Source organism: Devosia sp. Root105 (assembly GCF_001424865.1).
Lineage (GTDB): Bacteria > Pseudomonadota > Alphaproteobacteria > Rhizobiales > Devosiaceae > Devosia_A.
The window spans coordinates 332,701-357,320 of the sequence record NZ_LMCR01000017.1; the positions used below are offsets into that span (position 1 = coordinate 332,701).

Below are 24,620 nucleotides of genomic sequence, written 5' to 3' on the forward strand. Positions count from 1 at the left end.
CCGCTCCCCATTCCGTGTCTTCACAGCAACATCACGGAAAAGCCCGGATTCCGGCCACATTCGCGCCAGAATGACCAACAATTAACCAACCACGACAACCCCGCCTTAAGATTACCAACGGTAAAAAAGGCGTCTCAAATCCTTCCGATTAGGAGTCAACCCGGATGCGTTCAGTAACGCCCCTTCTCGCCATGCTGCGTGCTGCCGCGCTGGTGGTTCTCGTGGTCGCCGTGGCAGCCTGTTCGCGCAATGGCGCCGGCGGTACCGGTGTCGGCAATCTCGGGCCCGGCGGCGGCGCCCCCGGCAGCCAGCAGGAATTCCTGGTGAGCGTCGGTGACCGCGTGTTCTTCGAGACCGACTCCTCGAACCTCACCCCGACCGCCATCGCGACGCTGGACAAGCAGGCGGCGTGGCTCAACCAGTACAGGAACTACCGCATCCTGATCGAAGGCCATGCCGACGAGCGCGGCACGCGCGAGTACAATATCGCGCTGGGCGCACGCCGCGGTTCGATCGTGGTGAACTACCTGGTGTCGAAGGGCGTCGACCAGCGCCGCATCACCACCAAGTCGTTCGGCAAGGAACGTCCTGTGGCCATTTGCAACGATATCTCGTGCTGGTCACAAAACCGCCGTGCTGTGACGGTGGTACAGTAGGCGTTGAGCGAGCTTCGGGGCGGAGGTCGCGGCCACGCGATGTCTCGCGCGTAATCCCCGGAGCTCTATCGACTGGAGGCATAAGCGCCGGGCGCCGCGTAATTGGGCCCGGCGCTTTCTTTTTGTCGAAATCCTGCGCTAATCCCAGATCTTGCGCTAATTCGGCGTAGTGCGGTCGATGGCCGCGTGATCCCCACTGGACCCCTCCCGGACCCGACGGAGCTTTGATGGTGAAACTGCCCCCAATTCGTGGATCGGCCTCCCGACCCGCGATCTATGCCGCCCTGCTCGCCTCCCTCCTGGCCTCGGTGCTGACCGTGCCGGCGCTCGCCGCCGCCAGCCCGCTGTCTGCCGATGCGCTGCTGCCGCCCAGGGCGATCACCGAGACGCGCATCCATGTGGCGCAGAACCAGCAGTCGAGCGCCCAGTTGCTGGTGCGCATCCAGGAACTCGAGGACCTGATCCGCACGCTCACCGGGCGCGTCGAAGGGCTGGAGTTCCAGCTCACCCAGATGCAGACGCAGCTCGCCAAGCAGGCCGAGGACAATGAGTTCCGCTTCCAGGAGCTGGAAGGCGGTGCTGGGGGAAAACCACAGGCGGCAGCGCCAACTGACGGCGTGACGCCGTCCGATACGCTGCCGCAGACCTCCGCCCAACAGACTCCGGCGCAACAGCCTCCGGCCCAGGAGGCTCCCGCCACTGCCGCAACGCCTGATGCGCCTGCGGCGGCCGCACCGATGGACGATCTGCCACTGGCAGATCTCAACGGCGAACCGATGGACGCCCTCGGCGATTCCGCCGATCCGCTGCTCAAGGGTGGCATCGACCAGCTCGGCACCATGACGGGAGAGGATCCGCTCGGTGGGCGTCCACTCGACCTGTCGTTGGGGGGCGGCGGGGAAATCTCGAGCGGCGACGCCAAGGCGCAGTACGATGCGGGTTACGACGCCATGACCCGCGGCGACTATGCCTTTGCTTCCGACCAGTTCCAGCAGTTCGTCGCACTTTATCCCGACGATCCGCAGACGCCCGATGCGATCAACTGGCTCGGCGAAGCCCTGATTCAGCAGGGGCAGTTCACCGATGCGGCGCAGGTGCTGGCCGATGGCTACACCAGGCACAAGGATAGCAAGCGCGCCCCGGACATGATGCTGAAGCTCGGCGTGGCGCTGGTCGGCGCCGACCAGGTGGATGTGGGGTGCCGCACCTTCTACACGCTGAAGCAGCGCTACCCGCAACTCAGCCCGGCGTTCACGCAGCGCCTCGATGAGGAAGCGCAGAAGGCGAAATGCCCGGTGAGCTGATCGACAGCGAGGCGGTCTTTGCCCCGCTTGCCGAGTTCCGGCGGGTGGGGCTCGCTGTTTCCGGCGGGCCAGACAGCCTGGCGCTGCTGCTGCTGGCGGCCGAGTTCGCCGGCCGGCATGGAGCGCATGACCGCTTTGTCGTCTACTCGGTCGATCATGGGCTGCGGCCCGAAGCGGCGGGGGAGGTGGCTTATGTCGCCGCGGCGGCCGGCAAGCTCGGGCTTACTGCTCGCGCCCTCTGCTGGGACGGGCCGAAGCCGGCAACCGGCATCCAGCAGGCGGCGCGCGCGGCGCGCTACGGACTGATTGCCGATGCCATGGCCGCCGACGGCACCGAGGTTCTCGTTACCGCGCATCACCTTGCCGATCAGGCGGAGACGGTGCTGATGCGGCTGGCGCATGGCAGCGGCATCGAGGGGCTGCGCGGCATGGACTATCTCGCCGAGATCGGCGGGCTGATCGTGGTGCGGCCGCTGCTTGGCGTCGATCCGGCGGATCTGGCGAACCTGGTTGCTGCGTCCGACCTGGTGCCGGCGCGGGATCCCGGCAATTTTGATACCGACTATGAGCGGGTCCGCTGGCGCCAGATGCTGCCGCAACTGGCGGCGCTGGGGCTCGACGCGCGCCGGCTGTCGCGCTTCGCCGACCGGATGCGCGATGCGGACCAGGCGCTTGCCGGGATGGCGGCAGCCGTGGTGACACCCCTCGATCCGGTGACCGGATCGAGCAGCGTAGCGCGCGCCATGCTGGTCAAGCTGCCGCGCGCCGTGGCGATCCGGGTGGTGGCCAACCTGCTCGACCGGGTGGGGGGCGGACAGAAGCCGCATGATCTCGCGCCGGTTGAAGCCTTGACCGATCGCTTGCGGATGGAGCCAGCCCTGAAGCGGACAAGTTTGCATGGTTGTCTTATCAGCAGCGACGGCGTGACTATCACCGTCGCGCGGGAGGCTGGCCGGCAGGCGGCGCGTCAATCCCGCGTGAGGTCCGACAGCTCCGTGACACGGAATTAACCGGAAAAGCGCAAGCTCTCTCGACTTTTCGGCCAAACCGCCGCACCAGTTTCGGCCCGCCGATACCTTGTAAGGCCCAGGAGCGAGGCCTACATTCGCCCCAACTATCCGGCGTCTCCCGTGCCGGACTTCAGGACAGGATTGATGAACGTCAATTTCCGGAATTTCGCCATCTGGCTGGTAATTCTGTTCATGCTGATGGGCCTGTTTCAGGTCTTTCAGTCGTCGACCCGCTCGATAGCGACGACGGACAAGAGCTACAGCCAGTTCGTCTCCGACGTCGATGCAGGCAGCGTCCAGTCGGTGACCATCACCAACGACGTGGTTTCGGGCGTGCTGAACAACGGCACCAAGTTCGAGACGGTGTTGCCGCCGCAGGGCTCCGACATCATCTCGCGGCTCGAACAGCGCGGCGTGCAGATCACTGCGCAGCAGCCGGAGTCGAGCCCGTTCTGGGGCATGTTGCTGACCTCGTGGCTGCCGTTCCTCGTCATTATCGGCGTGTGGTTCTTCTTCATCCGGCAGATGCAGGGTGGAGGCCGTGGCGGCGCCATGGGCTTCGGCAAGAGCCGCGCCAAGCTGTTGACCGAGACGCAGGGCAAGATCACCTTCGAGGATGTCGCCGGTGTCGACGAGGCCAAGCAGGACCTCGAAGAAATCGTCGAGTTCCTGCGTGACCCGGGCAAGTTCCAGCGGCTGGGCGGCAAGATCCCGCGCGGCGTGCTGCTGGTCGGCCCGCCGGGTACCGGTAAGACGCTGATTGCACGCGCCGTCGCCGGCGAGGCCAATGTGCCGTTCTTCACCATCTCGGGTTCGGATTTCGTGGAAATGTTCGTTGGCGTGGGCGCTTCGCGTGTCCGCGACATGTTCGAGCAGGCCAAGAAGAACGCCCCGTGCATCATCTTCATCGACGAAATCGACGCCGTCGGCCGTCACCGTGGCGCAGGCCTCGGCGGTGGTAACGACGAGCGCGAGCAGACGCTGAACCAGTTGCTGGTCGAGATGGACGGCTTCGAGGCGAACGAGGGCATCATCCTCATCGCCGCGACCAACCGTCCCGACGTGCTGGATCCGGCGCTGCTGCGTCCGGGCCGCTTCGACCGCCAGGTCGTGGTGCCGAACCCGGATGTGCAGGGTCGCGAGAAGATCCTCAAGGTGCACGTGCGCAAGGTGCCGCTGGCTCCCGATGTGGATCTCAAGGTGCTGGCCCGCGGCACGCCCGGGTTCTCCGGCGCCGACCTGATGAACCTCGTCAACGAGGGTGCCCTGTTGGCGGCTCGCCGCAACAAGCGTTTCGTCACGATGAGTGAATTCGAGGATGCCAAGGACAAGCTGATGATGGGCGCCGAGCGCCGCACCCTCAGCCTGACCGAGGAAGACAAGAAGCTCACCGCCTATCATGAAGCCGGGCACGCGCTGCTCGCCATCAAGATGGATGCGTCCGATCCGATCCATAAGGCCACCATCATTCCGCGCGGTCGTGCGCTGGGCATGGTGATGCGCCTGCCGGAGCGTGATCAGGTGTCGCTGACCCGCCGCAAGGCCTATGCCGACCTGGCTGTCGCCATGGGTGGCCGCGTCGCCGAAGAGGAAATCTTCGGCTACGAGAAGGTGACCTCGGGTGCTTCGGCCGATATCAAGATGGCAACGGGCCTGGCTCGTGCCATGGCGACCGAATGGGGCATGTCCGATAAGCTCGGGCCGCTGCTCTATGGCGATGCGCAGGACGAGGTGTTCCTCGGCCGTTCGATGATGCAGCGCAACACGCACATGTCGGACGAGACCCAGCAGGTGGTCGATGCCGAGGTGAAGCGCTTCGTCGACGAAGGCTATCAGACGGCGCAGAAGGTGATCCGCGATAACATCGACGATCTCCACACCATCGCCCAGGCGCTGCTCGAGTTCGAGACGCTCACCGGTGACGAGATCCGCGGCCTGATGGAGGGCAAGACGCCGCTCCGTCCGTCCGACATTGATCCGCCGGTGAAGTCGACCGGTGTGCCGACTGCCGGCAAGTCGGGCAAGAAGCGCCCGGACGCTGAGCCGGGCGCCGCGCCCGAGCCGCAGCCGGGCAGCTGACGCTTCCCAAAATCCACAGCAGGGCCGCCCTTCGGGGCGGCCCTTTTGTTTTATGGTCGTTTGCCGGCTGTGTTTTTGCCCCGGCTGCCCCAAACCGCCCCAGATCTTTTGATTTGGTCAGGCGTTCGAACCAAAGAGTCTGCAACACACTTCCTGAATGGGCCCCAGGAGCCACGCCGCTTGAAAACGCCGAACCAGCACGCCGACCTCGATCTGTTCGCCCACATGCTGAAGGTGTTCGCCGATACGCCGTGGCTGCACTATGGGCTGTGGCTGGAGGGCGAGACACCGAGCTTTCCCAGGGTTCGGCAGGCGCAGGAGCGCTATGTCGACAAACTCCTGGCGCTGCTGCCGCCAGCGCCGGCGAGCGTTCTCGATATCGGCGGCGGCACCGGCGCCATGGCTGGCCGGCTGGCTTCGCTCGGCTACACCGTGGAGATGCTGACGCCCAGCGAGGTGCAGGTCGGCATCGCACGCGAAGCGCTCGACGGCGCTGCGACGGTGCATCTGTCGCGGCTCGAGGATTTCGCGCCGGGCGAGCGCTTCGACGTCTGCCTGTTCGCCGAGAGCTACCAGTACATCCCGCTTGACGCCTCCTTCGCCAGGCTCGGCGAATTGCTGGCGCCGGACGGCCGGGTGGTGATCGCCGACTGCTTCCGTTCGGCGGGTTATCAAGGGGGCAGGGCAATCGGTGGTGGGCACCGCTACAGCACGTTCCTGAACGCGGTCGAAGGCTCGGGCTTCGCCATCACCAGCAACGAGGACGTGACAGCGCTTGCCGCGCCTTCGATCGAGATCGACCGGATGCTCTATCGCGATGTGCTGTCGCCGATGGTGACGCAGCTTGGCGGCCTGCTCGCTGATAAGCGTCCCCTCACCCATTGGCTGGCGAGGCACGCCTACGGCCTGTTGGTCAGCCAGAGAGAACGCCAGCGCATCAGCGAGCGGCTGGGGGCCGAGTGCCGCACACCGGAGCTGTTCCTCGCCAACAACACCTACCGGTTCATGACGCTGGAGCGCCGCGCCGGCTAAATCTGCGGCGGGGTGGCAACACCTGCCGGCAATCGGCAGCGCAGCCCTACATCCGCCGGGATCGGCCGGTTAACGAAACGGCACCAATCTATTTCGTATGCTGGGGGCTGGGCGCTAGATAGGCGCTCCCCCAATCGAGGGCTTCTCATGGCGCGCAGATATTTCGGCACGGACGGCATTCGCGGGCTGGCGAACGGCGAAAAACTCACTCCCGAGCTGGCGATGAAGGTCGGCATGGCGGCGGGTCTCAAGTTCGTCAACGGCGACCACCGCAACCGCGTCGTCATCGGCAAGGACACGCGCCGCTCCGGCTATATGATCGAGAGCGCACTGACCGCCGGCTTCACCGCCGTCGGGATGGACGTCTATCTGCTCGGCCCGATGCCGACGCCGGCCGTCGCCATGCTGACGCGTTCGCTGCGCGCTGACCTCGGGGTGATGATCTCGGCCTCGCACAACCCGTTCGACGATAACGGCATCAAACTGTTCCGGCACGACGGCTACAAGCTTTCCGACGCGCTCGAGGACGATATCGAGCAGCTGATGGATTCCAACATGCTGGGCCAGCTGAGCGTCGGCCGCGACATCGGCCGCGCGCATCGTGACGAAGCGGCCCAGACCCGCTATATCGAATATGCCAAGCGCACCATGCCCAAGGGCATCGACCTGAGCGGCCTGCGCGTCGTGCTCGATTGCGCCAATGGCGCGGCCTACAAGGTGGCGCCGACGGCGCTGTGGGAACTGGGCGCCGAAGTGTTCGTCATCGGCAACGAGCCCGATGGCTTCAACATCAACGACAAGGTCGGCTCGACCGCCCCCGAGGCGCTGATCGCCAAGGTGAAGGAGCTGCGCGCCGATATCGGCATCGCGCTCGATGGCGACGCCGACCGGGTGATCATCGTCGATGAAAAGGGCGAGATCGTCGATGGCGACCAGTTCATGGCGGTGATCGCGCAATCCTGGCACGCCCGCGGTGAGCTCAAGGGCGGCGGGCTGGTTGCCACGGTGATGAGCAATCTCGGGCTGGAGCGGTATCTGGGCGGCATCGGGCTCAGCCTCGAGCGCACCCAGGTGGGCGACCGCTACGTGCTCGAAGCGATGCGCGCCAAGGGTTTCAATGTCGGCGGCGAGCAATCGGGCCACATCATCCTCTCCGATTTCACCACGACGGGCGATGGTCTCATTGCCGGCCTGCAGCTGCTTGCGGTGGCCAAGCAGGCGGGACGCGCGGTATCCGAAATCTGCAAGCGCTTCGACAAGGTGCCGCAGCTCTTACAGTCGGTGCGCTACAAGGAGGGCAAGCCCCTTGAGCACAAGCTGGTGCAGCAGGCGATCAAGGAAAGCCAGGCCCGCCTCGGTGACACCGGGCGGCTGGTCATCCGCCCCTCCGGCACCGAGCCGGTGATCCGGGTGATGGCCGAGAGCGACGACGAAGGCCTGGTCCTTGCCGTGGTCACCGAGATCGCTGCGACGATCAAGAAGGTCGCTTAACCGCTCAGCCATTCTGGCGGGTTAGCGGTAGAGAGGCGACTGACCCATCGTGCCCTCCAGGACCCCCTCTCTTGCAAAATCTAAGGCTTAGCCAAACGGCTAAACCTAAGATTTTGCTTTCTCCCCCGCCAAGGGGAGATGATCCGTGCCTTCCACTTGCGCCTCAGTATCAGTCGGGACTCTCCCCCTCGGCGGGGGAGAAAGCGAAAACTTGGGCTTAGCGCAGCTAAGTCCTTTTTCGCCAGAGAGGGGGTTCTGGAAGCCACCGGGTTTTGCAGCATTCCTGATCCGGCGCTTCCATATGCGATTGCCCTGCTGTTGAGGGGAGGGGACAGGGGGCGCGCCGGCCTCAAGTAACCGCCTGCCTGGGCAAGACTTCGTTAACGCATCTCCTTCACTCGACATTAGGGTTATCCGTTAGGGTTAAGTGGGTTTTAAGAAAAGGCAGGCAAGATGGGGTCACTCGACTGGTGTCGTCGTGGCAACAAGGACCCTGCAATATGCGTAGATATTTTGCCTCAGCGGCTGCGGTAGGAACCGCCCTGCTGCTCGCCGGCCCCGTGATGGCGGCCGATATGCCCGAATATCCCGAGATCCCCGAAGTCGATTACGACATCGGCGGCTCGTTCTACCTGCGCGGCTCGGCCGCGCTGAACTGGCATTGGGCGCCGGAAGTGGTGCACCCGGCAAATGCCGAGATTAATGAAATCGTCGAGTACGGCTACGGCTACAGCTGGGGCGCGGGCTTCGGTTACGAGACCGGTACGGGTCTGCGTTTTGATGGCACGATCGACTCGGTCGAGACCAAGGGCCTGAAGATCACCAAAGTCGCGCCCGATCCGGATCCGGGTGACTACACCCTGATGCTGCGCTCGACCGTTGCGCTCGCCAACATTTACTACGACTTCGGCCTCGGCGGCGATTTCAGCTACTCTTCGGGGGCCGGCGGCGCCTTCGGCTATGTCGGCGCCGGCGCCGGCGTGGCCTGGAACCATGCCGAGATCAACTCGCCGATCAACGCCGACGTGCCAGTCCCGACCGGCGGCAACGTGAGCGCGGCGGCGGCCGTGATGGTCGGCGTCGGCTACGACATGGGCAACTGGGTGGCGGACGTGGGCTATCGCGGCCTCTACATCAACCAGATCAACAACGCCCCGACTGATCCAACGACCACCAGCTACTACGAGATCGACAACAACTGGATCCACGAGCTGCGCGGCACGGTCCGCTACCGCTTCAACTAAGCAGCCGTTGGACGACACCAGTCCGACCTGGAACGGCGCCCAGAAGGGGCGCCGTTCTTGCTTTCTGTCAGCGAACTGTCAGGTTCGGCAGCATAGCTTTTCGCTATGCAAATCAATGGTATCGGCAAACTTCACGCGGATGGCGAAACGCTCGCCGAGGTAGAATTTACTCTCATCACCACCCCGGGCTTTCCGGCCGGACGAGGGGAGCTACGCTGCGAAACACCGGCGCTGCACGAGGCATACGGGGCCACAGAGGCGTCATTGTTCCTGAGTGACCTGGCGATCCCGGTGCCCATCATGATCGTTGGAGCGCCTGATGGCTCGACCGCGGACTTCGTTACGCTGGGTGTAGCCCCGCGCGACTGGAGCGTGTGAACGCCGAACCCCAGGCGCACAGGTCCCGCACCGGACGGCTTACCAGGAGAAATTGACGCCAGCCCGACCGCCGGTCGTCCCACGACTGAGCCCGACACCGACCGCGCCGGTGATAGTCAGGCCGTCGGTCGCGACGATGGCGCCACCGACCCCAACGGCGCTTTCTCCATTGAAGGTGCCGAAGTTGACGGCGGCGCCGAAGGTCTTGCCCGTATCGACCGTCGCGGTCGGCAAAGCGAGGCTCAGTGCCACGCCTTCATTGGCGTCCCGCACCTGCTCGAGCATCTCGCTCTCGCCGTTGATGGTGCCATCCGGGCTTTGCTTCTTTGTTTCGCCGGTGTTGGCGTTGTAGCAGGTCTCGGTGCCAGGGATGTAGAACCATCCCGCCCCGTACAGGGGGCAAACCCGAACATATTCGATGGCAGCGTAGGTGGGCGTAGAACAGAAAATCGCCGCGGAGGCCGCGACGGCAAGCAGAATGCGCATAGTGATTTGCCCCAAATTAACACGGGCATTATCGCCAGGGCCTCGGCAGGTACAAGCCGAAGTAACGAACCAAGCGGTTACTTTTCGCGTGCATTTTCTGAGGGTTCGTCGCCCGACTCAGTGTCAATCGCTATAACGAGTGACATGAATCCCCCCACCGTCACCGTTGAAGACCGCACCCTCGCTCGTGCCGACGTCGTCGCCCTTCAGGGCGATGATCCCACCCGCCTCCTCGGCTGCAATCTCGATGAAGCCAAGCTCGCCGACCTCGATCTCACCGGTTGGGTGTTCGAGCGTTGCAGCTTCGCGCGCACCGATTTCGGCAAGGCCGAGCTCGAGCTTGCCCGCTTCCTTAACTGCCGCGGCGCCTTCGCGCTGTTCCGTGGCGCCAATCTCGAGGATGCGGCGTTCCGCGCGTCGGACTTCAACAATGCGAGCTTTCGCGGCGCGACGCTGTCGTCCGTATCATTCGAGGATTGCAAGCTCACCGGCTGCGACATGGCCGATGCCAGGTCAATGGATGTGCGGTTCACCAATACGCTGCTGGTCTCGGCCAAGCTCCCCGGCTTCAGTTTCCGCAAGGAGACGCTGGTCGGCGTCGACCTCAGCTCCGCCGACCTCGCCAGATGCGATTTCCGCGAGGCGAGTTTTGAGAACTGTTCGATCCGCGAGGCCAATATCGAGGAAGCGCGGTTCCAGGATGCCGACCTGCGCGGCGCCGACCTGGGCGGTTTGTCGATCCTGGCGCAGGCCGGCCGCTTCAAGGGCGCAGTGGTGTCGGCGGCGCAGGCGGAACTGATCCTCAGCCAAACCGGGCTCAAGGTGCGGGCGCGGTAGGTGAGCGGCCCAGTATGGTGCCGCGCTACTGCGGGCTGAGTGCGACGCTGCCGCCCAGTACCTTCTCTACGCCACCAAGGGGTGGCTTCGCGCCAACGCGGGTCACGATGTGGCAGTCGGCTGTGGCGCTTGGGCACCTCACAACAGTGACGGTGCCACCATTGTTGACCTCGAAGACCAACTCGCCGTCCTTGTGCTGCATCGATTTGCAGGCGGGGCCGCGGTCGATGCAGGCGCCGGCAGCTTGTCGTCCGGTCATTGCGAAGGCTGGCGTGACCAGAGCGGGGAGAACGAAGACGAGTGCGAGCAATCTCATGGCAGGCATGGTTGGTCTCCTGTTGGCGTCAGCCATTCGACGCCAGGCAGGAGCGCGCCTATCGCTATGAACCCGGTGTGAACTCCTCTCCGAGCTGAAACCGTTCGAACCGTCCCAGCTCGTCCTCGAGCATGGCCTTGTGCTCGGCGGCATTGCCCTTGCCCACCCAGTGCCAGGCCTGGATCAGCACCTTGCCGGCTGCCCGGTCGGTCTTCAGGTCCAGCGCCGCGACGATCTCGTCGCCGGCCAGCACCGGCAGGGTGAAGTAGCCGAACTTGCGCTTGGCCTTGGGCACATAGGCCTCGAACACATGGTCGTAGCCGAAGAACAGGCTGGTGCGGCGGCGCTGGATGGCCAGCGGGTCGAACGGCGAGAGGATGTGCACCAGCGGCGGACCCTTGGGCTCCGGCGCTTCCAGCGCTTCGGGTGTTGCATAGTGCAACGTCGGATCGTCGCCGATGGTCACCGGTAGCAGCGCTTTCTTCCGCCGCCTGGTCTCGATCTGCTTGGCCAGTTCGGGCGTGAAGCGGAGCTTGGGGTGCATCACCGATGGGCCGCTGATCAGCCCTTGCGATGTCAGCGCCCGATCGAGCAGGTAGGCATCGATCTGCCTCGATGTCGCCGCCTGGGGCAGCTTGCCGAAATGCCGCGATATCAACTCGTAGGTCTTCACCATGCCGATGCGTTCGGAAATGGTCAGTTCGCCCGAAAAGAAGCCGTATTGCAGCACCCGCTTACTTGGCTTGCGGCTGCCCCACGGGTGGTCCTTTTCCACCAGCTCGTCGGTATCGATGTCGCGGATCGAGATGGCGCCATCTTTCTTGATCTGGCGCAGCAGCTTTTTCAGGTCGTTGGGGTCGGCATCGGCATACCAGCGCATCGGCTCGCTGCGATGCTGCTTCATCTCGTCGATGTAGAACGGCAAATCGCGCACCGGCACATAGGCCAGGGCGTGGGTCCAGTACTCGAACACCGACTTGTCGACCGATTGCGCCTGCGTCAGGTCGCTGCGCCGATAGTTCGGGATGCGGGTGAACAGGATGTGGTGGTGGGCGCGCTCGATGACGTTGATGGTGTCGATCTGCACATAGCCCAGCTGCTCCACCGCCTGGCGGGTCGCCTCGGGGCCGGCGCCGAACGGTTCGCGTTCATCGAGCCGCTGGGCATGCAGCCAGATCCGGCGGGCGTGGGGCAGGGTGAGGTTGAGCGGCTTTTTCATGCTGACAAGCCTAGCGCATCATCCTGCCAGCGGGTGTCAGGGTTTCATTTCTTCCACATCGCGAGCAGCCCCGCGCCGACATCGATGCGCGGCGCGGCCGGCGCCAGGCCGCTGATCGCGGCCGGCTTCACTGCCGGCCAGAACATGTCGTCGAACAGCGGCAGCATGGCTTTGGTGATGAAGCGGCTGCGCTGGGCGTAGACATGCTTGTCGCCATAGGGCGTCTGCTGGTGCACGTAGAAGCGCTGCGGCACCATCAGGTGCAGCTCGTCCCGGGCCCGGGTCATCGCCACGTAGAGCAGGCGCCGCTCCTCCTCCAGCTCATGGGTCGAGCCGGTGCCGAGGTCTGACGGGATGGCGCCGTCGACGACGTTCAGCACATGTACGTTCTTCCATTCCTGCCCTTTGGCCGAATGGATGGTCGAGAGGATCAGAAAATCCTCGTCGAGCAGCGGCACGCCGGCCTGGTCCGAGGTGGCATCGGGCGGATCGAGCGTCAGCTCGGTGATGAAGCGCTCGCGGCTCGGATAGCCGGCGGCGATCTGCTCGAGCTGGTAGAGATCTTCCTTCCTGACCTCGGCATCCTCGTACACCGCCTCCATCAGCGGCTCGTACCACATGCGGGCCCGCAGCAGTTCGGCCGGCCAGCCGCCACCGCCCTTGCCGAGGTGCTCCACCACTTCGAGCAGCGACGGCCAGGCTTCGGAGCCGCGCGGCGGGGGAGCGGTATTCAACAGTTCGACCAGCGGGTCCGGGCTTTCGGCCATGCGGTCGAGCACTTTGCCCGCGGCGCCCGGTCCGATACCCGGCAGCAGTTGCAGCACGCGGAAGCCGGCGACGCGGTCGCGCGGGTTATCGACGAAGCGCAGCAGCGCCAGCATGTCCTTGACGTGGGCGCTGTCGAGAAATTTCAGCCCGCCATACTTCACGAACGGAATGTTGCGGCGGGTCAGCTCGATCTCGAGCTCGGCCGAGTGCGAGGAGGTGCGGAACAGCACCGCCTGCTGCTTCAGCGCCGTGCCGCCCTCGCGGCAGGCGAGGACGCTTTCGACCACGTAGCGGGCCTGGCTCGGCTCGTCCTTCACCGTCACCAGCCGCGGCTTCTCAGTCGCAACCCTCGAGGTCCAGAGGTTCTTGGTGAAGCGCTCCTTGCTCTCCGAGATCACCGCGTTGGCGGCCTCGAGGATCGGCTGGGTGGAGCGATAGTTGCGGTCGAGCGTCACCATGCGGGCCGGCGGAGCAAAGGCACCGGGGAAATCGAGGATGTTGCGCACCGTCGCGGCGCGGAACGAGTAGATCGACTGCGCGTCGTCGCCGACCACCGTCAGCCCATCGCCATCGGGCTTCAGGGCCAAGAGGATTGAGGCCTGCAGCCGGTTGGTATCCTGGTACTCATCGACCAGCACGTGGTCGAAACGCCCGCCGAGGTCCTCGGCAATGGTGGGCTCGCGCATCATCGCGGCCCAGTAGAGCAGCAGGTCGTCGTAATCGAGCACCTGCTGGCGCTGCTTTTGTTCGACATAGGCAGCGAACAGCTCGCGCAGCTCTGGCCCCCACATGGCGACCCAGGGGAAGGCCTGTTTCAGCACCGCGTCGAGGTCGTCCTGCGCGTTGACCACGCGCGAGTAGATGGCGAGACAGGTGCCCTTGGTCGGGAAGCGTTTCTTGGCTTCGGAGAACCCCATCTCGTGCCGGATGATGTTGATCAGGTCGCCGGAGTCTTCGCGATCGTGGATCGAGAAGCCGGGCGTCAGGCCGATCTGTTCAGCGTGCTCGCGCAACAGCCGCGCGCCGATGCCGTGGAAGGTGCCGGCCCAGCTCAGGGCATCGGTGATCACCCCGGATTTGGCGCCCATCACCTGCGCCACCAGCCGCTCCACCCGGCGCTGCATCTCGCTGGCGGCGCGGCGCGAAAAGGTCATCAGCAGGATACGGCGTGGATCGGCGCCGTTGACGATCAGGTGCGCCACCCGGTGGGCTAAGGTGTTGGTCTTGCCCGATCCCGCGCCCGCGATCACCAGCAGCGGCCCGCCCAGATGCTCCGCCGCCTGCCGCTGCTCGGGGTTCAGCTTGTCGAGATAGTGGGGGGCTAAGGCAGTCTGCACGCGAATCGATCCGGCTGGAGGTCCGGATCAGGAAGCATCATTCTTGCTTTGTTCGCAATTCACGGGATCGAGGCGCCGGCGGTTTGAGCCGGCGCCTCCTTGGTTTCAATCGTCACTGCGCTGCAGCTTCGATCACCTTGGCAACGTCCTCGGCCTTGGAGATGAGGCCGGAGTGGCTGGCCTTGATCTCGGTGACCGTGGCGCCGATGCGGCCGGCGAAGAAGCGCTGTGCATCGGGGGGCAGCACCAGGTCTTCGGCGGTCACGACGTAGAAGTTCGGCTTGTCGTGCCAGGCGGCGACCTCAGCCACCGCATCGAAGTTGGCCGGGTTCGAGGGCAGCTGCGTCGCTGCATTGGCCTCGGCTTCCGCCACCGGCAGGTCGCCGGCGAACAAAGCAGGGTACTGCGCCGGGTCGAAGATCAGGCCACCTTCGGCGTTCGGGCGGATCGCCTTGACGCCTTCGCTCGGCGCGCCACCCGACAGCAGCTTGGTCAGCGTTTCGCCCTTGTCCGGCGCGAAGGCCGAGACGTAGACCAGCGACTTGACCTTGGCGTCGGCGCCGGCCTCGCCGATCACTACGCCGCCCCAGGAATGGCCAACCAGCACGGTCGGGCCGTCCTGGGCATCGAGAGCCGCCTTGGTGGCCGCGACGTCGTCGGCGAGCGAGGTGAGCGGGTTGGCGACCTGGGTCACCTTGTAGCCCTTGGCCGAGAGAATTGCGGCGACCTTGTCCCAGCTCGAGGCGTCGGCGAAGGCGCCGTGGACGAGGACGACATTCCTGGCGGGCTCCTGAGCGAGAGCTGCGCCACCAGCACCGACGGCGGCGGCGCTGAACACGACGGCGGACAGAATGGACTTCATTTTCATCTCCATATGTTGAGGCGAGGTTGGACGATCGGCAAAGTCGATTTGCCGCTGGCTGGCGCCAAGCTGTTAAAACCGGATCTTGCGTTTCGGCCGAGGATTGTTGAACTTCCTCGCCAAGCGATGCCGTAGAGATAGAGGTGAAGGCCGTGAACAACCATGATCGCGCCTCCGGAGTTCATGCTCTGGAATCCGAAGCCGCTTTCCCCATGATGGCGTCGCGCGTCGACCTGCTCTCGCAGGTGCTGATGCTGATCCGGCTGCGCGGCGAGCTGATCTTCTCAAGCGAGCTCACGGCGCCCTGGGCCCTGCAGTTCGATGCCGGCTCGGCCTATTTCCATGTGGTGTCGGAAGGCACGATGGAGGTGCGGGCCAGCGATGGCAGGCGGGTCACCGCCGAGGCCGGCGACCTGATCGTCCTGCCGCAGGGGAGCGGCCACAGCATCGGCGTCGATGGCGCGACGCCTGTGCCGATCCGTGAGGTGCTGGAGGCACAGATGCGGGAGCAACTCGTCATCCGGCTCGGCGGCAATGGGGCCATGACCCAGCTCATCACCGGGGCGTTCCGCTTCGAGGGCGACAATATGCCGACCATGCTCGCTGTGCTCCCCTCGCTGATCCACATCTCGAAGGCGCTGCGCAGCGAGGAGGAGGCCTGGGTCGAAGGCATCGCGCATTTCCTGCTTGCCGAGGCAAGGGTGCCGCATCCCGGCTCGTCGCTGATGATCTCGCGGCTGATCGACGTGCTGGTGATCCGCGCGATGCGCACCTGGGTGCGCACCGCACCGCCGGAAAAGCGCGGCTGGCTCGGCGCCCTCGCCGATATCCGGATCAGCCGGGCGCTGAAAGCCATCCACGATGAACCGTTCCGCCGCCGGACCGTGGCCGAGCTTGCCGCCATTGCCGGCATGTCGCGTTCGAGTTTCGCCGAACGCTTCGCCACGCTGATCGGGGCGGCCCCCTTGCACTACCAGACGCGCTGGCGACTGCTGCTCGCCAACGAAATGCTGAAAGGGCCGGAGACGCGGGTCAGTGAGGTCGGGCGGCGGGTCGGCTACGATTCCGATGCTGCCTTCAGCCGGGCGTTCAAGGCGCAGTTCGGCTATCCGCCGACGCAGGCCTCGCGCGGCGGGCTCTCCGGTGCGCCGTGACAACCACCGGTTGCCAGGCGGCCCGTGTGTTCCTATTTTGGGTACACATGGGATACTCTCGATGAACACGCGCTTCGCCGTAGCCACGCACATCCTGACCTTCCTCGCCTATCAGGACGGCGAGCCAGCGACCTCGGAGCTCGTCGCCGCAAGCGTGAACACCAACCCGACCTTCATCCGGCGCCTCTTGACGCAGCTTCAGCGGGCCGGCCTCACCACGTCGCAACTGGGCGCCGGCGGTGGCGCGCTGCTGGCACACCCGGCGGAGAAGATCAGCCTTCTGGATGTCTACCGGGCGATCGACGAGGAGCAGCAGGTGTTTGCCCTGCATGACGCGCCCAACCCGCAGTGCCCGGTTGGCCGCAATATCGATGCGGTGCTCAAAGGGCGGATGCTGGAGGCGGAACGGGCACTGCAGGCGCAGCTGGCGAAAACCAGCATCGCCGACCTCGCCGCCGATATCGCCGAGCGCAACAAGGTCGCCTGACGCGGAGGCACGCCCGTCGGCCGGGCCTCTTTACAATCATATGTATCCAGATTAGATACCATTATGTGTAACCGAAATGGATACAGAAAATGACGAACCTGGACGTCGCAGCGATCGCTTTGGCGACGTTGATCACCTCGGCAGCCGTGCTGCCGACCACACCCTTATTTGCACAGGAGCCAGCCATGAGCACTCAGGAGCAGCAGGTCGTCGACTTGCTCAAGGCCATCGAAACCGGCGCCGCCGGGCCGGTCGCCGTCATCAATCCCGAACACTACAGGCAGCACAATCTGGGGGCGGCCGACGGGCTCGCCGGCTTCGGCGCGCTGCTGGCAGCGCTTCCGCCGAACTCGGCCAAGGTCAACACCGTGCGGGTGTTCGAGGATGGCGACTATGTCTTCGCCCATACCGAGTACGAGTTCTTCGGCCCCAGGATCGGCTTCGATATCTTCCGCTTCGAGCACGGCAAGATCGTCGAGCATTGGGACAACCTGCAAGAGACGCCAGCGTCGGCCAATCCGAGCGGCAACACCATGATCGACGGCGCGACCAGCGCAACTGACATCGACAAGACCGAGGCCAACAAGGTGCTGGTGGCGCAGTTCGTCGACGACATCCTCGTCAACGGACGGTTGGAAAAACTCGCCGGTTTCTTCGACGGCGACAGCTACATCCAGCACAACCCGCAGATCGCCAATGGCCTCTCCGGTCTCGGCGCGGCGCTCGAGGCGATGGCCAAGGCTGGCATCACCATGAAGTATGACACCGTGCACAAGGTGCTGGGCGAGGGGAACTTCGTGCTCGTGGTCAGCGAGGGCAGCTTCGGCGGCAAGCCGACCGCCTTCTACGACCTGTTCCGGGTCGAGAACGGCAAGATCGCCGAACACTGGGATACGCTCGAAACCATTCCGCCGCAGGGCGAGTGGAAGAACCAGAACGGCAAGTTCGGCTTCTGAACGCAGGGCGCCTCGGCGCCCTACGCCTCCCTGGTCGTGGCGGCAAAGCTCGTTCAGCCGGAACGATCCTCGGAGCGGCCGAGCTCGCGCTGCCTGAGGATGAACGCCACGCCCTCGGTATAGCGATCATGCAGTTTGGCGAAGCGAGTGAGCGTATCCTTGGGGATGCCGATCTCGATCAGCTCTGCGTGCATGTCCTTGAGGCGCTCCTCCATCTCCTCCATGCCGACGATCAGGCGTTCAATCTGTTCCTCGGTCAGTCGAACCAGTGTTGCCATCACTGCCTCCTTCAAGGCGCCGCGGGGTTCAGTCTAGCGCTTCCTGGCCTGGCGCGCCGCATTCTCGGCGAGCCGCGCCTTGACCAGACGGGCCACCAGCGCATCCGGCAGCGGCGTGTCGGGCGTGAACCGCACCGTGCCCTTGGACGTATCGAGACCGGCCAGCTCGGCCGCATGGGCCTCCATCACTGCCGGGCTCTGTACATAGAACGCGCAATGCGACCTGGCGGCGCCGAACGACACGAGCGCGCCATCCTGCCGAAAGGCCGGAATGCCGTAGCCGATATACTCCTCGGCCCCAGGCGCGGCTGCAATGATCACTTCTCGCAGGTGTTCCAGCGCCTGCCGCTGCGCCGCGGGCAGAGCGGCGAGGAAACTGCGAGTGGTTTCGGGCATCGGCGCTGTCATGATCGCTCCTCCTGAACCATAGCCTCGCACGGCCATCATCGCGCTGTCAGCACTCCCCAGTGGTTGCTGCTATGATATTGAAATCGTTAAACTATTCGTGCAACGCTGTTGTCATGCGGGCGATTTCGCCTCATGCTCATCCGGTCGCCCGCCCATCGGAGGTACCTGATGTCGCCGCTGACTTGCCTCGACGCCGATACGGAAGGTTTCGGCCTCACCACCGCGCAGATCATCTATCGCGTGCCCGATCATCTCGAGCTGCTGCAGGATTTCGTCTGGCAGCAATACGACGTGTTCCCGCAGTTCCCCAGCCTCAGAAAGTTCCTGGCCTTCTGGGAGGAAAAGATCGAGGGGCCGCTGCACTCGGTGACGGTGGCGCATGCCCGGCTGATCTACCCGGTGGAGCTGCGCACCCTCAAGGGCGCGCGGCTCCATTAGGGGGAAGCGACCGCTGCTGCAATCAGCTGGGGTTGGGGCCGTCGTCCGTATCGTCGCCCCGACAGTCGCTGTCGCCGTCGATCTGGATGGCATCGTCTTCACATTCGACTTTGACTACGGGGCCGCCGCCGCTGCCGGCTGCGCCGAGCGCCCTGGTTTCGGGGCCAACATTGCTGGGCAGGCAGTTGGCTGCGTGGATGTCGGGTGCGGTGATCAGCACACCGGCGCAGTCGATGAAATGCTGCAGCGGATCGACGCTTTGCGGCGTCACCGTCTGCGAGCTGGCTGACGGCGCGAGCAGCAACAGGCCGCCGGCAGCGAGTGTCGCGATGGTTCCGAGGCGGATACGGCGGGCGAGGTGGTGCTTGGTCGAGACTGGAGGCATGCGAAGTCTCCTTCGTACGAGTACGCCCCCCAGTTAAAGTAAATCACTTTGCCGGTGCGGCGGCAACACAGTAAAACACTAATGCCACTTACATCTTCCAGCCGGCTGCGCCCTCGATAAACTGTCGGTAGAGCAGCAGAGCCGAGAGGCAATGCTGAGTCGAATCGACGCGCGAGCGCAGCACGTAAGCGCCGTTCCGAAACGCACCGGTCAGGGTTTTCAGCTTGGGATCCTCGTAATACTGGCCCGGCCCGAACTCCAGCCGCGTGCTGTCGCCAGTCAGTTGCAGGCCGAGGTTATGCGGCAGGTCCGTATCGATGCGGCCTCGCAGCGTCGCGGCAAGGTCGGGAACGCCGTGCCGCTCGAGTGCGGCAGCCGCGGCGATCACCCCCTCGAGCGCGGCGCAGGTGTTGGAGCCGCTGTCGGTAGAGGGCATGAGAGCTTCGACATAGTTGGCGGCGAACCGCTCGAGGAAGTCGCGATAGCGGTCCTCGCCGGTGGTGGCGAGCCGTTGCGCCGCGGCCATCATGCCCCAATGGGCGAACATGCGGTCGGGCACGGCGAGGTATTTGGCCATGACGCCGGCTTCGAGCCGCTCGAGCATCGCTGCCACCTCCGCCGCGTCCGGCGCGAGGTCGATGTAGTGCGCCAGCGCCAGCCAGGTTTCGCCAGTGGCGTAGGAATCGGCGGTGGCTTCCCCCGGTACCTGTGCGATGCCGCCATCGGGCAACTGCTGAGCCGCCAAGCCGCGCAACCAGGCCTGGCGCAAGTCGGGGCGAAAGTCCGACCCGATGGCCCGGCTATGGAACAGCTCGGCCAGCAGGGCAAGCGCGGCGGCCCCGGCCCGCCCACCGGCCAGCGTCTCGTCTTCGGATAGCAGCAGGCCAGCGCCGACAGCGATCGACTGGGCCTCATAGTAGGCGATGCTGCGCGCCGACGGCTCGGCGAAGCCGGGTTTGCCGGAGAGGAAGTAGAACTGGTTGAGGACGAAGCCGGCGCCGGCCTGGCGGACGATGTTGTCATCCGGGGTGAAGTGCGAGCGCAGGAAATCGAACTCGTAGAAAAAGCGCCCTTCGGCGGTTTCGGTCGCCACCAGGTAACGCGCCGCGGCTTCGGCGCGCCGTTCGAGTTCCGCCTGTCCGAGCGTGGGCTCGCTCGCCTGAGCAGCGGTGCAGAGCCCGAGCGTGAGCAGCAAGGCAAAGCCGGCACGGCGGATGGCCATGAGCCCCTCCCGGTTCCGTCTTTGGCCAGCATAGCGCCGCGTGCGGTAGCGGCGCTAGGCTGCCTGTTGTCCGAACTCGGCCAGGTAGCTGCGCCAGGGCTCGGACGCCACGAACACCCAGTCCGGGATCGGGCCACGGCCGGAAGGCAGCGCCCTGAGCTGCTCGACCAGCAGCAGTGCATCGGCGGTCTTGGCGCGCACCCGGGCGGCGCGGTACCGGCCGGCAAACGACGGGTCGAGCCCGGCTTCGGCGACCATCGTTTCGGCGGTGCGGTCGGCGAAATAGATGGCGTTCGCCGCTAACCGCAGAGCGAGCGCCTCGGCCGGGGTCACGGCCATGGCCGCGATGGTCGCTTCGGCGTCGACCAGCGGTTCGCTGAGCGGCAGGAAGTCGAGTTCGGCCGGGGCATGGGCGAGGCAGACATCGGCGTCCTCTCGGCGGGCGCCGTTCGCATAGCTCTGGGCGATCGGTCCCACCGGCACCATGCCATAAGGCGCGCATTCCGCCGCTCGCAGCGCCCCGATCGAGGCGGCGCCGAGCACGGTAATCCCCTGCTGCAGAGCGAACAGGATTTCCTTGTGCCAGACCGAGGGCACGAAGCCGAACACTCCGTCGATGAGCCCGATGGCATCGGCGCCATCGAGCACGGCGCGGTAGAGGTCGCCCTTCCTCGCCGGTGGGCGGATATCGAGCCCGCTGCGATCATAGTCTTGCCCCGAGAGCGACGGGCCGGCGAACAGGACTTTCACAGGAACCCCAGCATGGCGGCAGTGGCGCGCGAACCGGGGCGCCAGTTGGTATTGGTCAGCCGGTCTTCGAGGCCCGGCACATAGATCTTGGCCACCCGGATACCAAACTGTTCGCCGCCGAGCGGGATGACGACGATGCGATTGAGACCCGCCTTGGCGAGCCCGGCCTGAAGCGCAGTGATCAGCGCGGCCTCGCCGCTGTCGGCCGGCAGGCCCGTGGGCGCCGGCCGCGTGGCTGGCGTTGCTTCGGTCAGCACCGCGATGGAACGGCCGAGCTCTGCGTCGTACTCGCCTTCGACGATGTCATCGCGCGCCCCGGCAATGTTGGTGATGCGCGTCTGTGCCGCCTCAACGATGGCGCGCCGCGCGGCGACCGCCGCGATGGGGTGGCAGCTGGCGCCGGTCGCGACATCGAAATGTTTGTCGGCGCCATCGGCAGGAAACAGCGCCGCATAGATGACCGGCACGCCGATATTGTTGGTCTGGTCGAACAGTCGCAGCCGGTAGCCGGCGCGGGCGACCTTGTCGGCCAGCGCGTCCACTGCCGGGTCGCCGAATGCTGCGGGGGGGACGGCGGTGGCCTCGGCCGCGGCATCGGGCTTATAGCTCCACAGGCACACCGCATCGCGCTCGATCACTTCGCAGAGGCCATGCAGCAGTGCGCCGGAGAGGCGCGTCCCGGCAGCAATGCCATTGGTCGATTGTGACAAGCCGACGAGGTCGCGGGGCGGCGTGCCCAGCACCACCGCGTCATAGGGCACCAGCACCGGCGCACCGGTCGCAAGGTCAAACCCCTCGACCCAGCGAATCGGCTTTGTTTCGTCGATCGCCGCACCGCGCGGCAGCAGGTGCGTTACCTCGAGCAGTTCGAAGCTCCCGGCCCGCGCTTCAGCCATGCTGAGGGTCTTCTGCGGCGTCGCAGGCGCTTCGGCGATGGCGTACTCGGCCGCCTCCATCACCGCCGAGAGCTGGGCCGAAATGTCGTCGACGCCTTTGCCCTGGTGGGTGGCAAGCGTCGCCGATTGCGGGCGGATGGCGGCGTAGCAGGGGATGCCGATGCGATCGAGCCCGGTCTGGCGGGCCAGCCGGGTGATGCCGAGCGCGGCAAAATGCAACGACAAATCCCGCAGCAGGGCTGCGGGATTGCGCGTGCCGCCTGGAGCCGTATCGGCCGCCGGGCGGAGCTGGGCTCCGAAATGCAAGACTTACTTGGAGGTGTAGAACCAGGCGCCGCTGCCATCGGCGCGATTGCCGGCGGCCACGGCGACGTTGATGCCGTCGACAATGGTGTTGCCCGACTGCAGCGCGGAGCGAACGTTGGCCGGGACTACGGTGTCCTGGTCAACCGGGGTCACAGTCATCAGCTGGGTATCGACGACCAGCAGCTGCTCAGAGTCTTTCTGTCCAATAATGACGTAACGCATTGGTATTTCTCCTTGTCGGCCTACTTGAAACCGGCCTTATGCAATGCGTCTATATACAGATCGACATCAGAGGGATCGCGCTGCGGCACTCGGGATAGCCAACGAGCAGTTGTGAAATCCGGTTGCAATCTAAGCGCTTGCAACCGATAGCGGCGGGCGAGGTCCATTTGCCCCGCCATCGCGGCAGCGGCGGCCATCAGGCGGTAGGCCGGCTCCGGGTTGCGCATCTGGCTCAGGTTGGCCAGCGCCTCATCAAAACGCCCGCGGAAGAAATTGATGCCGCCCAGCGTCCACAGGTACTCATCGGGAGGGATCGGGTTGAGCCGCATGGCGGCTTCGATCTTTTCCTGGGCTTCGCGGTGGTTGGAGTTGTGCGCCAGGGTATCGGCGAAGTCGGCGAGAATATCGGCGTGGTTCGGCGCGAGCTCGGCTGCCGTCGACATGTGGACCAGGGCTTGATCCAGGTCGCGATCGAACAGCGCGACGCGGCCAAGCTCCCGATATGCCGTGCCGTCATTGGGGTCGATCGACACCGCACGCTCGGCATGCAGCTTGGCCTTGTCGAGCAGCGCCTTGTCCGACCCGGACCTGAGCACCCATTCCACCACATAGGAGCGGGCAAGTGCGCTCTCGATCGTCGCCTGTTCCGGCTCGATGTCGCGGGCAATGCGCAGCGACTTGCGACCGCGCCGGACCTTGGGCAGATCGAACGTCCTGAGGTTCTGCCGCCCGGCGAGGTAATGCGAGTAGGCATTGGCGTCGCGCAGCGTACGCTCGCGCTGCAGCTCGGCCGTTTCGATCGATTCCGCCAGGGCGCGGGCGACTCCGTTGGTAAAGTCCCAGTAGCGCTCGGGCGCGGTCAGCGCCGAGAAGGCGAATTTGTCGGCCCAGACGATCTCGCGGCCGGCGGCGCGCACCAGGCGGATGGCGAGCGACAGCCCGTCGCCGGCAAAGTGCGGGGCGATGCGGCTTTCCACCGCGTAGTCGATCTGGTGCGCCCGTACCTCGTCCAGCGCGGTGAAGGGGTCGAGCTGCCAGGCGGTGTGCGGCGCGATCACCGACAGCGATTTGAGGCGCGACAGGCCGATGGTCACATCTTCGACCAGCGCCGGCGCCAGGTGCTTGGGCACGCTCGCCTGCTTGAAGTCCTGCAACGGCGGCAGCAGCACCACCCGGGGCACAAAGCTCACCCGCGCCCGGTCCTCGTCGGCCTGCGGCCGGCGTCGCTCGACGGTGCGCGGTTGAGCGGGAATCGTTTCGTCGTCGTGGCCGAACAGCTCGGCGGTTTCCGCCGCCGGTTCCATGCCCAGGCCATGCCGCAGCCGGTTGCGGAACGCAGCGAAGGCGGCGCGCGCGCCGCTCTCGTTATTCTCCGAGCGGAACAGTTCGATCGTGGCGCGGCACACAACGTCGGAATAGGGCAGGCGCTCGGCCAGCCGGAACAGCGCCGAATGGGCGCCCCGGCCACCGATTCGCAACGCCGCTTCGGTCGCCTGCGTGGAGAACTGGTTCTCGATGCGGGTGCGTTCGAGCGCCAGCCACTGGTCGAATTCGTTGCCGACGCCAATGACGCCGGCCAGCAGCTCGCCGCGGTAGAGGCCGATCAGCCGCTCGAGCTCGGGCGCATCTTCGGCGCTGCGGACACGGCCGATCTCGCGCAGGTCGAGCACCACGTCGCGGTTGAGCTCGATTTCCGTGGCGTCGGCATCGAATAGGTCGAACCCGTATCTACCTTCGAGTTCACGCGTATGCAGCAGGGTCTGCCGCAGATTGGTCATCGCCTGTTCTGCAGTGCTGCTTTCCCAGGTCCGTTCCGCCAAAGCCGACCGTCGCGCCCGGTTGGAAAAGTCCAGATACAGCACAGCTGCAAGGGCATAGGCCTTTTGGCGCAGCTTTACTGCCGAACCGTCCGCCAAGCGGAGGACCGGGGTCCCCAAAAGCTGCAGGGTGACCGTTTCACGCATAGAAGTGATCGGCATTGCTCAGTTGATCCGTCGAAATTGGTGGAAGTTTACTTGACGAAGTAAAGGGCAAAGCGTAGCCACGTAACGGCTAGATAACGCATTGAAGTAAGCTACCCAAGCGTGATGCGCTAGCAC

At 65.2% G+C, this 24,620-nt stretch carries 26 protein-coding genes; 13 read left to right on the plus strand and 13 right to left on the minus strand.

What is annotated here, in order from left to right; translation table 11 throughout:
* Positions 1 to 164: 164 nt before the first annotated feature.
* The 8 genes from pal (at position 165) to ASC68_RS20165 (ending at position 9,194) form a co-directional block, all read left to right on the plus strand.
* Positions 165 to 656, plus strand: a complete 492-nt coding sequence (gene pal / locus ASC68_RS20130) for a peptidoglycan-associated lipoprotein Pal (protein ID WP_055883166.1) — start codon at positions 165 to 167, stop codon at positions 654 to 656.
* Between the two features lie 230 nt (positions 657 to 886).
* Positions 887 to 1,960 carry a tol-pal system protein YbgF gene (ybgF, locus tag ASC68_RS20135; protein ID WP_210170543.1) on the plus strand — a complete coding sequence of 358 codons (1,074 nt, stop codon included), beginning with the start codon at positions 887 to 889 and terminating at the stop codon, positions 1,958 to 1,960.
* On the plus strand, positions 1,945 to 2,970 hold the full coding sequence (gene tilS / locus ASC68_RS20140; protein ID WP_055883170.1) for a tRNA lysidine(34) synthetase TilS: 1,026 nt from the start codon (positions 1,945 to 1,947) through the stop codon (positions 2,968 to 2,970). Before ybgF ends, tilS begins: the two co-directional genes overlap by 16 nt.
* A gap of 144 nt (positions 2,971 to 3,114) precedes the next feature.
* Positions 3,115 to 5,049, plus strand: coding sequence for an ATP-dependent zinc metalloprotease FtsH (ftsH, locus tag ASC68_RS20145; protein ID WP_055883172.1), 1,935 nt, complete (start codon positions 3,115 to 3,117; stop codon positions 5,047 to 5,049).
* 180 nt (positions 5,050 to 5,229) lie between these two features.
* Positions 5,230 to 6,081 (plus strand): class I SAM-dependent methyltransferase, encoded by an 852-nt coding sequence (locus ASC68_RS20150; RefSeq protein ID WP_055883174.1) that lies wholly within the window; start codon positions 5,230 to 5,232, stop codon positions 6,079 to 6,081.
* 147 nt (positions 6,082 to 6,228) lie between these two features.
* A complete protein-coding gene (glmM, locus tag ASC68_RS20155; RefSeq protein ID WP_055883176.1) occupies positions 6,229 to 7,572 on the plus strand; it encodes a phosphoglucosamine mutase in 1,344 nt (447 codons plus the stop codon).
* A 500-nt stretch (positions 7,573 to 8,072) separates the two neighbouring features.
* A complete protein-coding gene (locus ASC68_RS20160; protein ID WP_156387387.1) occupies positions 8,073 to 8,816 on the plus strand; it encodes a hypothetical protein in 744 nt (247 codons plus the stop codon).
* 105 nt (positions 8,817 to 8,921) lie between these two features.
* Positions 8,922 to 9,194, plus strand: a complete 273-nt coding sequence (locus ASC68_RS20165; protein ID WP_055883180.1) for a hypothetical protein — start codon at positions 8,922 to 8,924, stop codon at positions 9,192 to 9,194.
* 39 nt (positions 9,195 to 9,233) lie between these two features.
* On the opposite strand, the gene ASC68_RS20170 is transcribed toward ASC68_RS20165, so the two are convergent.
* Positions 9,234 to 9,680, minus strand: a complete 447-nt coding sequence (locus ASC68_RS20170) for a porin (RefSeq protein ID WP_055883182.1) — start codon at positions 9,678 to 9,680, stop codon at positions 9,234 to 9,236.
* Between the two features lie 144 nt (positions 9,681 to 9,824).
* Here ASC68_RS20170 and ASC68_RS20175 point away from each other — a divergent pair, with 144 nt between their 5' ends.
* Positions 9,825 to 10,517 carry a pentapeptide repeat-containing protein gene (locus ASC68_RS20175; RefSeq protein ID WP_055883184.1) on the plus strand — a complete coding sequence of 231 codons (693 nt, stop codon included), beginning with the start codon at positions 9,825 to 9,827 and terminating at the stop codon, positions 10,515 to 10,517.
* A gap of 25 nt (positions 10,518 to 10,542) precedes the next feature.
* Here the strand turns inward: ASC68_RS20175 and ASC68_RS20180 are convergent, their stop codons facing one another.
* The 4 genes from ASC68_RS20180 to ASC68_RS20195 all read right to left on the minus strand — a co-directional run bounded on the left by ASC68_RS20180 (position 10,543) and on the right by ASC68_RS20195 (position 15,019).
* Complete coding sequence (locus ASC68_RS20180) at positions 10,543 to 10,842, minus strand: hypothetical protein (RefSeq protein WP_055883186.1); 300 nt, start codon at positions 10,840 to 10,842, stop codon at positions 10,543 to 10,545.
* 55 nt (positions 10,843 to 10,897) lie between these two features.
* A complete protein-coding gene (locus ASC68_RS20185) occupies positions 10,898 to 12,052 on the minus strand; it encodes a crosslink repair DNA glycosylase YcaQ family protein (protein ID WP_055883189.1) in 1,155 nt (384 codons plus the stop codon).
* 44 nt (positions 12,053 to 12,096) lie between these two features.
* Complete coding sequence (locus tag ASC68_RS20190) at positions 12,097 to 14,157, minus strand: ATP-dependent helicase (RefSeq protein WP_055883191.1); 2,061 nt, start codon at positions 14,155 to 14,157, stop codon at positions 12,097 to 12,099.
* A gap of 112 nt (positions 14,158 to 14,269) precedes the next feature.
* Positions 14,270 to 15,019, minus strand: coding sequence for an alpha/beta hydrolase (locus ASC68_RS20195; RefSeq protein WP_055883192.1), 750 nt, complete (start codon positions 15,017 to 15,019; stop codon positions 14,270 to 14,272).
* Between the two features lie 152 nt (positions 15,020 to 15,171).
* Between ASC68_RS20195 and ASC68_RS20200 the strand changes: the two genes are divergently transcribed.
* The 3 genes from ASC68_RS20200 to ASC68_RS20210 all read left to right on the plus strand — a co-directional run bounded on the left by ASC68_RS20200 (position 15,172) and on the right by ASC68_RS20210 (position 17,616).
* Entirely contained in the window at positions 15,172 to 16,173 is a 1,002-nt protein-coding gene (locus tag ASC68_RS20200; protein ID WP_248310574.1) for an AraC family transcriptional regulator, read from the plus strand.
* Positions 16,174 to 16,234: 61 nt separating this feature from the next.
* Entirely contained in the window at positions 16,235 to 16,660 is a 426-nt protein-coding gene (locus ASC68_RS20205; RefSeq protein WP_055883197.1) for an Rrf2 family transcriptional regulator, read from the plus strand.
* A 185-nt stretch (positions 16,661 to 16,845) separates the two neighbouring features.
* Positions 16,846 to 17,616, plus strand: a complete 771-nt coding sequence (locus ASC68_RS20210) for a nuclear transport factor 2 family protein (protein ID WP_055883199.1) — start codon at positions 16,846 to 16,848, stop codon at positions 17,614 to 17,616.
* A gap of 53 nt (positions 17,617 to 17,669) precedes the next feature.
* On the opposite strand, the gene ASC68_RS20215 is transcribed toward ASC68_RS20210, so the two are convergent.
* On the minus strand, positions 17,670 to 17,894 hold the full coding sequence (locus ASC68_RS20215; protein ID WP_055883201.1) for a hypothetical protein: 225 nt from the start codon (positions 17,892 to 17,894) through the stop codon (positions 17,670 to 17,672).
* Between the two features lie 33 nt (positions 17,895 to 17,927).
* On the minus strand, positions 17,928 to 18,302 hold the full coding sequence (locus tag ASC68_RS20220) for a DUF1801 domain-containing protein (RefSeq protein WP_055883202.1): 375 nt from the start codon (positions 18,300 to 18,302) through the stop codon (positions 17,928 to 17,930).
* A 168-nt stretch (positions 18,303 to 18,470) separates the two neighbouring features.
* Here ASC68_RS20220 and ASC68_RS20225 point away from each other — a divergent pair, with 168 nt between their 5' ends.
* Positions 18,471 to 18,740, plus strand: coding sequence for a protein usg (locus ASC68_RS20225; RefSeq protein ID WP_055883204.1), 270 nt, complete (start codon positions 18,471 to 18,473; stop codon positions 18,738 to 18,740).
* 22 nt (positions 18,741 to 18,762) lie between these two features.
* Here the strand turns inward: ASC68_RS20225 and ASC68_RS20230 are convergent, their stop codons facing one another.
* The 6 genes from ASC68_RS20230 to ASC68_RS20255 form a co-directional block, all read right to left on the minus strand.
* On the minus strand, positions 18,763 to 19,125 hold the full coding sequence (locus ASC68_RS20230) for a hypothetical protein (RefSeq protein WP_055883206.1): 363 nt from the start codon (positions 19,123 to 19,125) through the stop codon (positions 18,763 to 18,765).
* A gap of 88 nt (positions 19,126 to 19,213) precedes the next feature.
* Positions 19,214 to 20,347, minus strand: a complete 1,134-nt coding sequence (locus ASC68_RS20235) for a hypothetical protein (protein ID WP_055883208.1) — start codon at positions 20,345 to 20,347, stop codon at positions 19,214 to 19,216.
* 54 nt (positions 20,348 to 20,401) lie between these two features.
* On the minus strand, positions 20,402 to 21,097 hold the full coding sequence (locus ASC68_RS20240) for a TfuA-like protein (protein WP_055883210.1): 696 nt from the start codon (positions 21,095 to 21,097) through the stop codon (positions 20,402 to 20,404).
* Positions 21,094 to 22,212, minus strand: a complete 1,119-nt coding sequence (locus ASC68_RS20245; RefSeq protein ID WP_197421317.1) for a YcaO-like family protein — start codon at positions 22,210 to 22,212, stop codon at positions 21,094 to 21,096. Before ASC68_RS20245 ends, ASC68_RS20240 begins: the two co-directional genes overlap by 4 nt.
* A gap of 90 nt (positions 22,213 to 22,302) precedes the next feature.
* Positions 22,303 to 22,521 carry a hypothetical protein gene (locus ASC68_RS20250; protein WP_055883214.1) on the minus strand — a complete coding sequence of 73 codons (219 nt, stop codon included), beginning with the start codon at positions 22,519 to 22,521 and terminating at the stop codon, positions 22,303 to 22,305.
* A gap of 20 nt (positions 22,522 to 22,541) precedes the next feature.
* The gene (locus tag ASC68_RS20255; RefSeq protein WP_055883217.1) at positions 22,542 to 24,299 is read right to left on the minus strand and encodes a BTAD domain-containing putative transcriptional regulator; all 1,758 of its coding nucleotides are present in this window, start codon (positions 24,297 to 24,299) and stop codon (positions 22,542 to 22,544) included.
* Positions 24,300 to 24,620 lie beyond the last annotated feature (321 nt).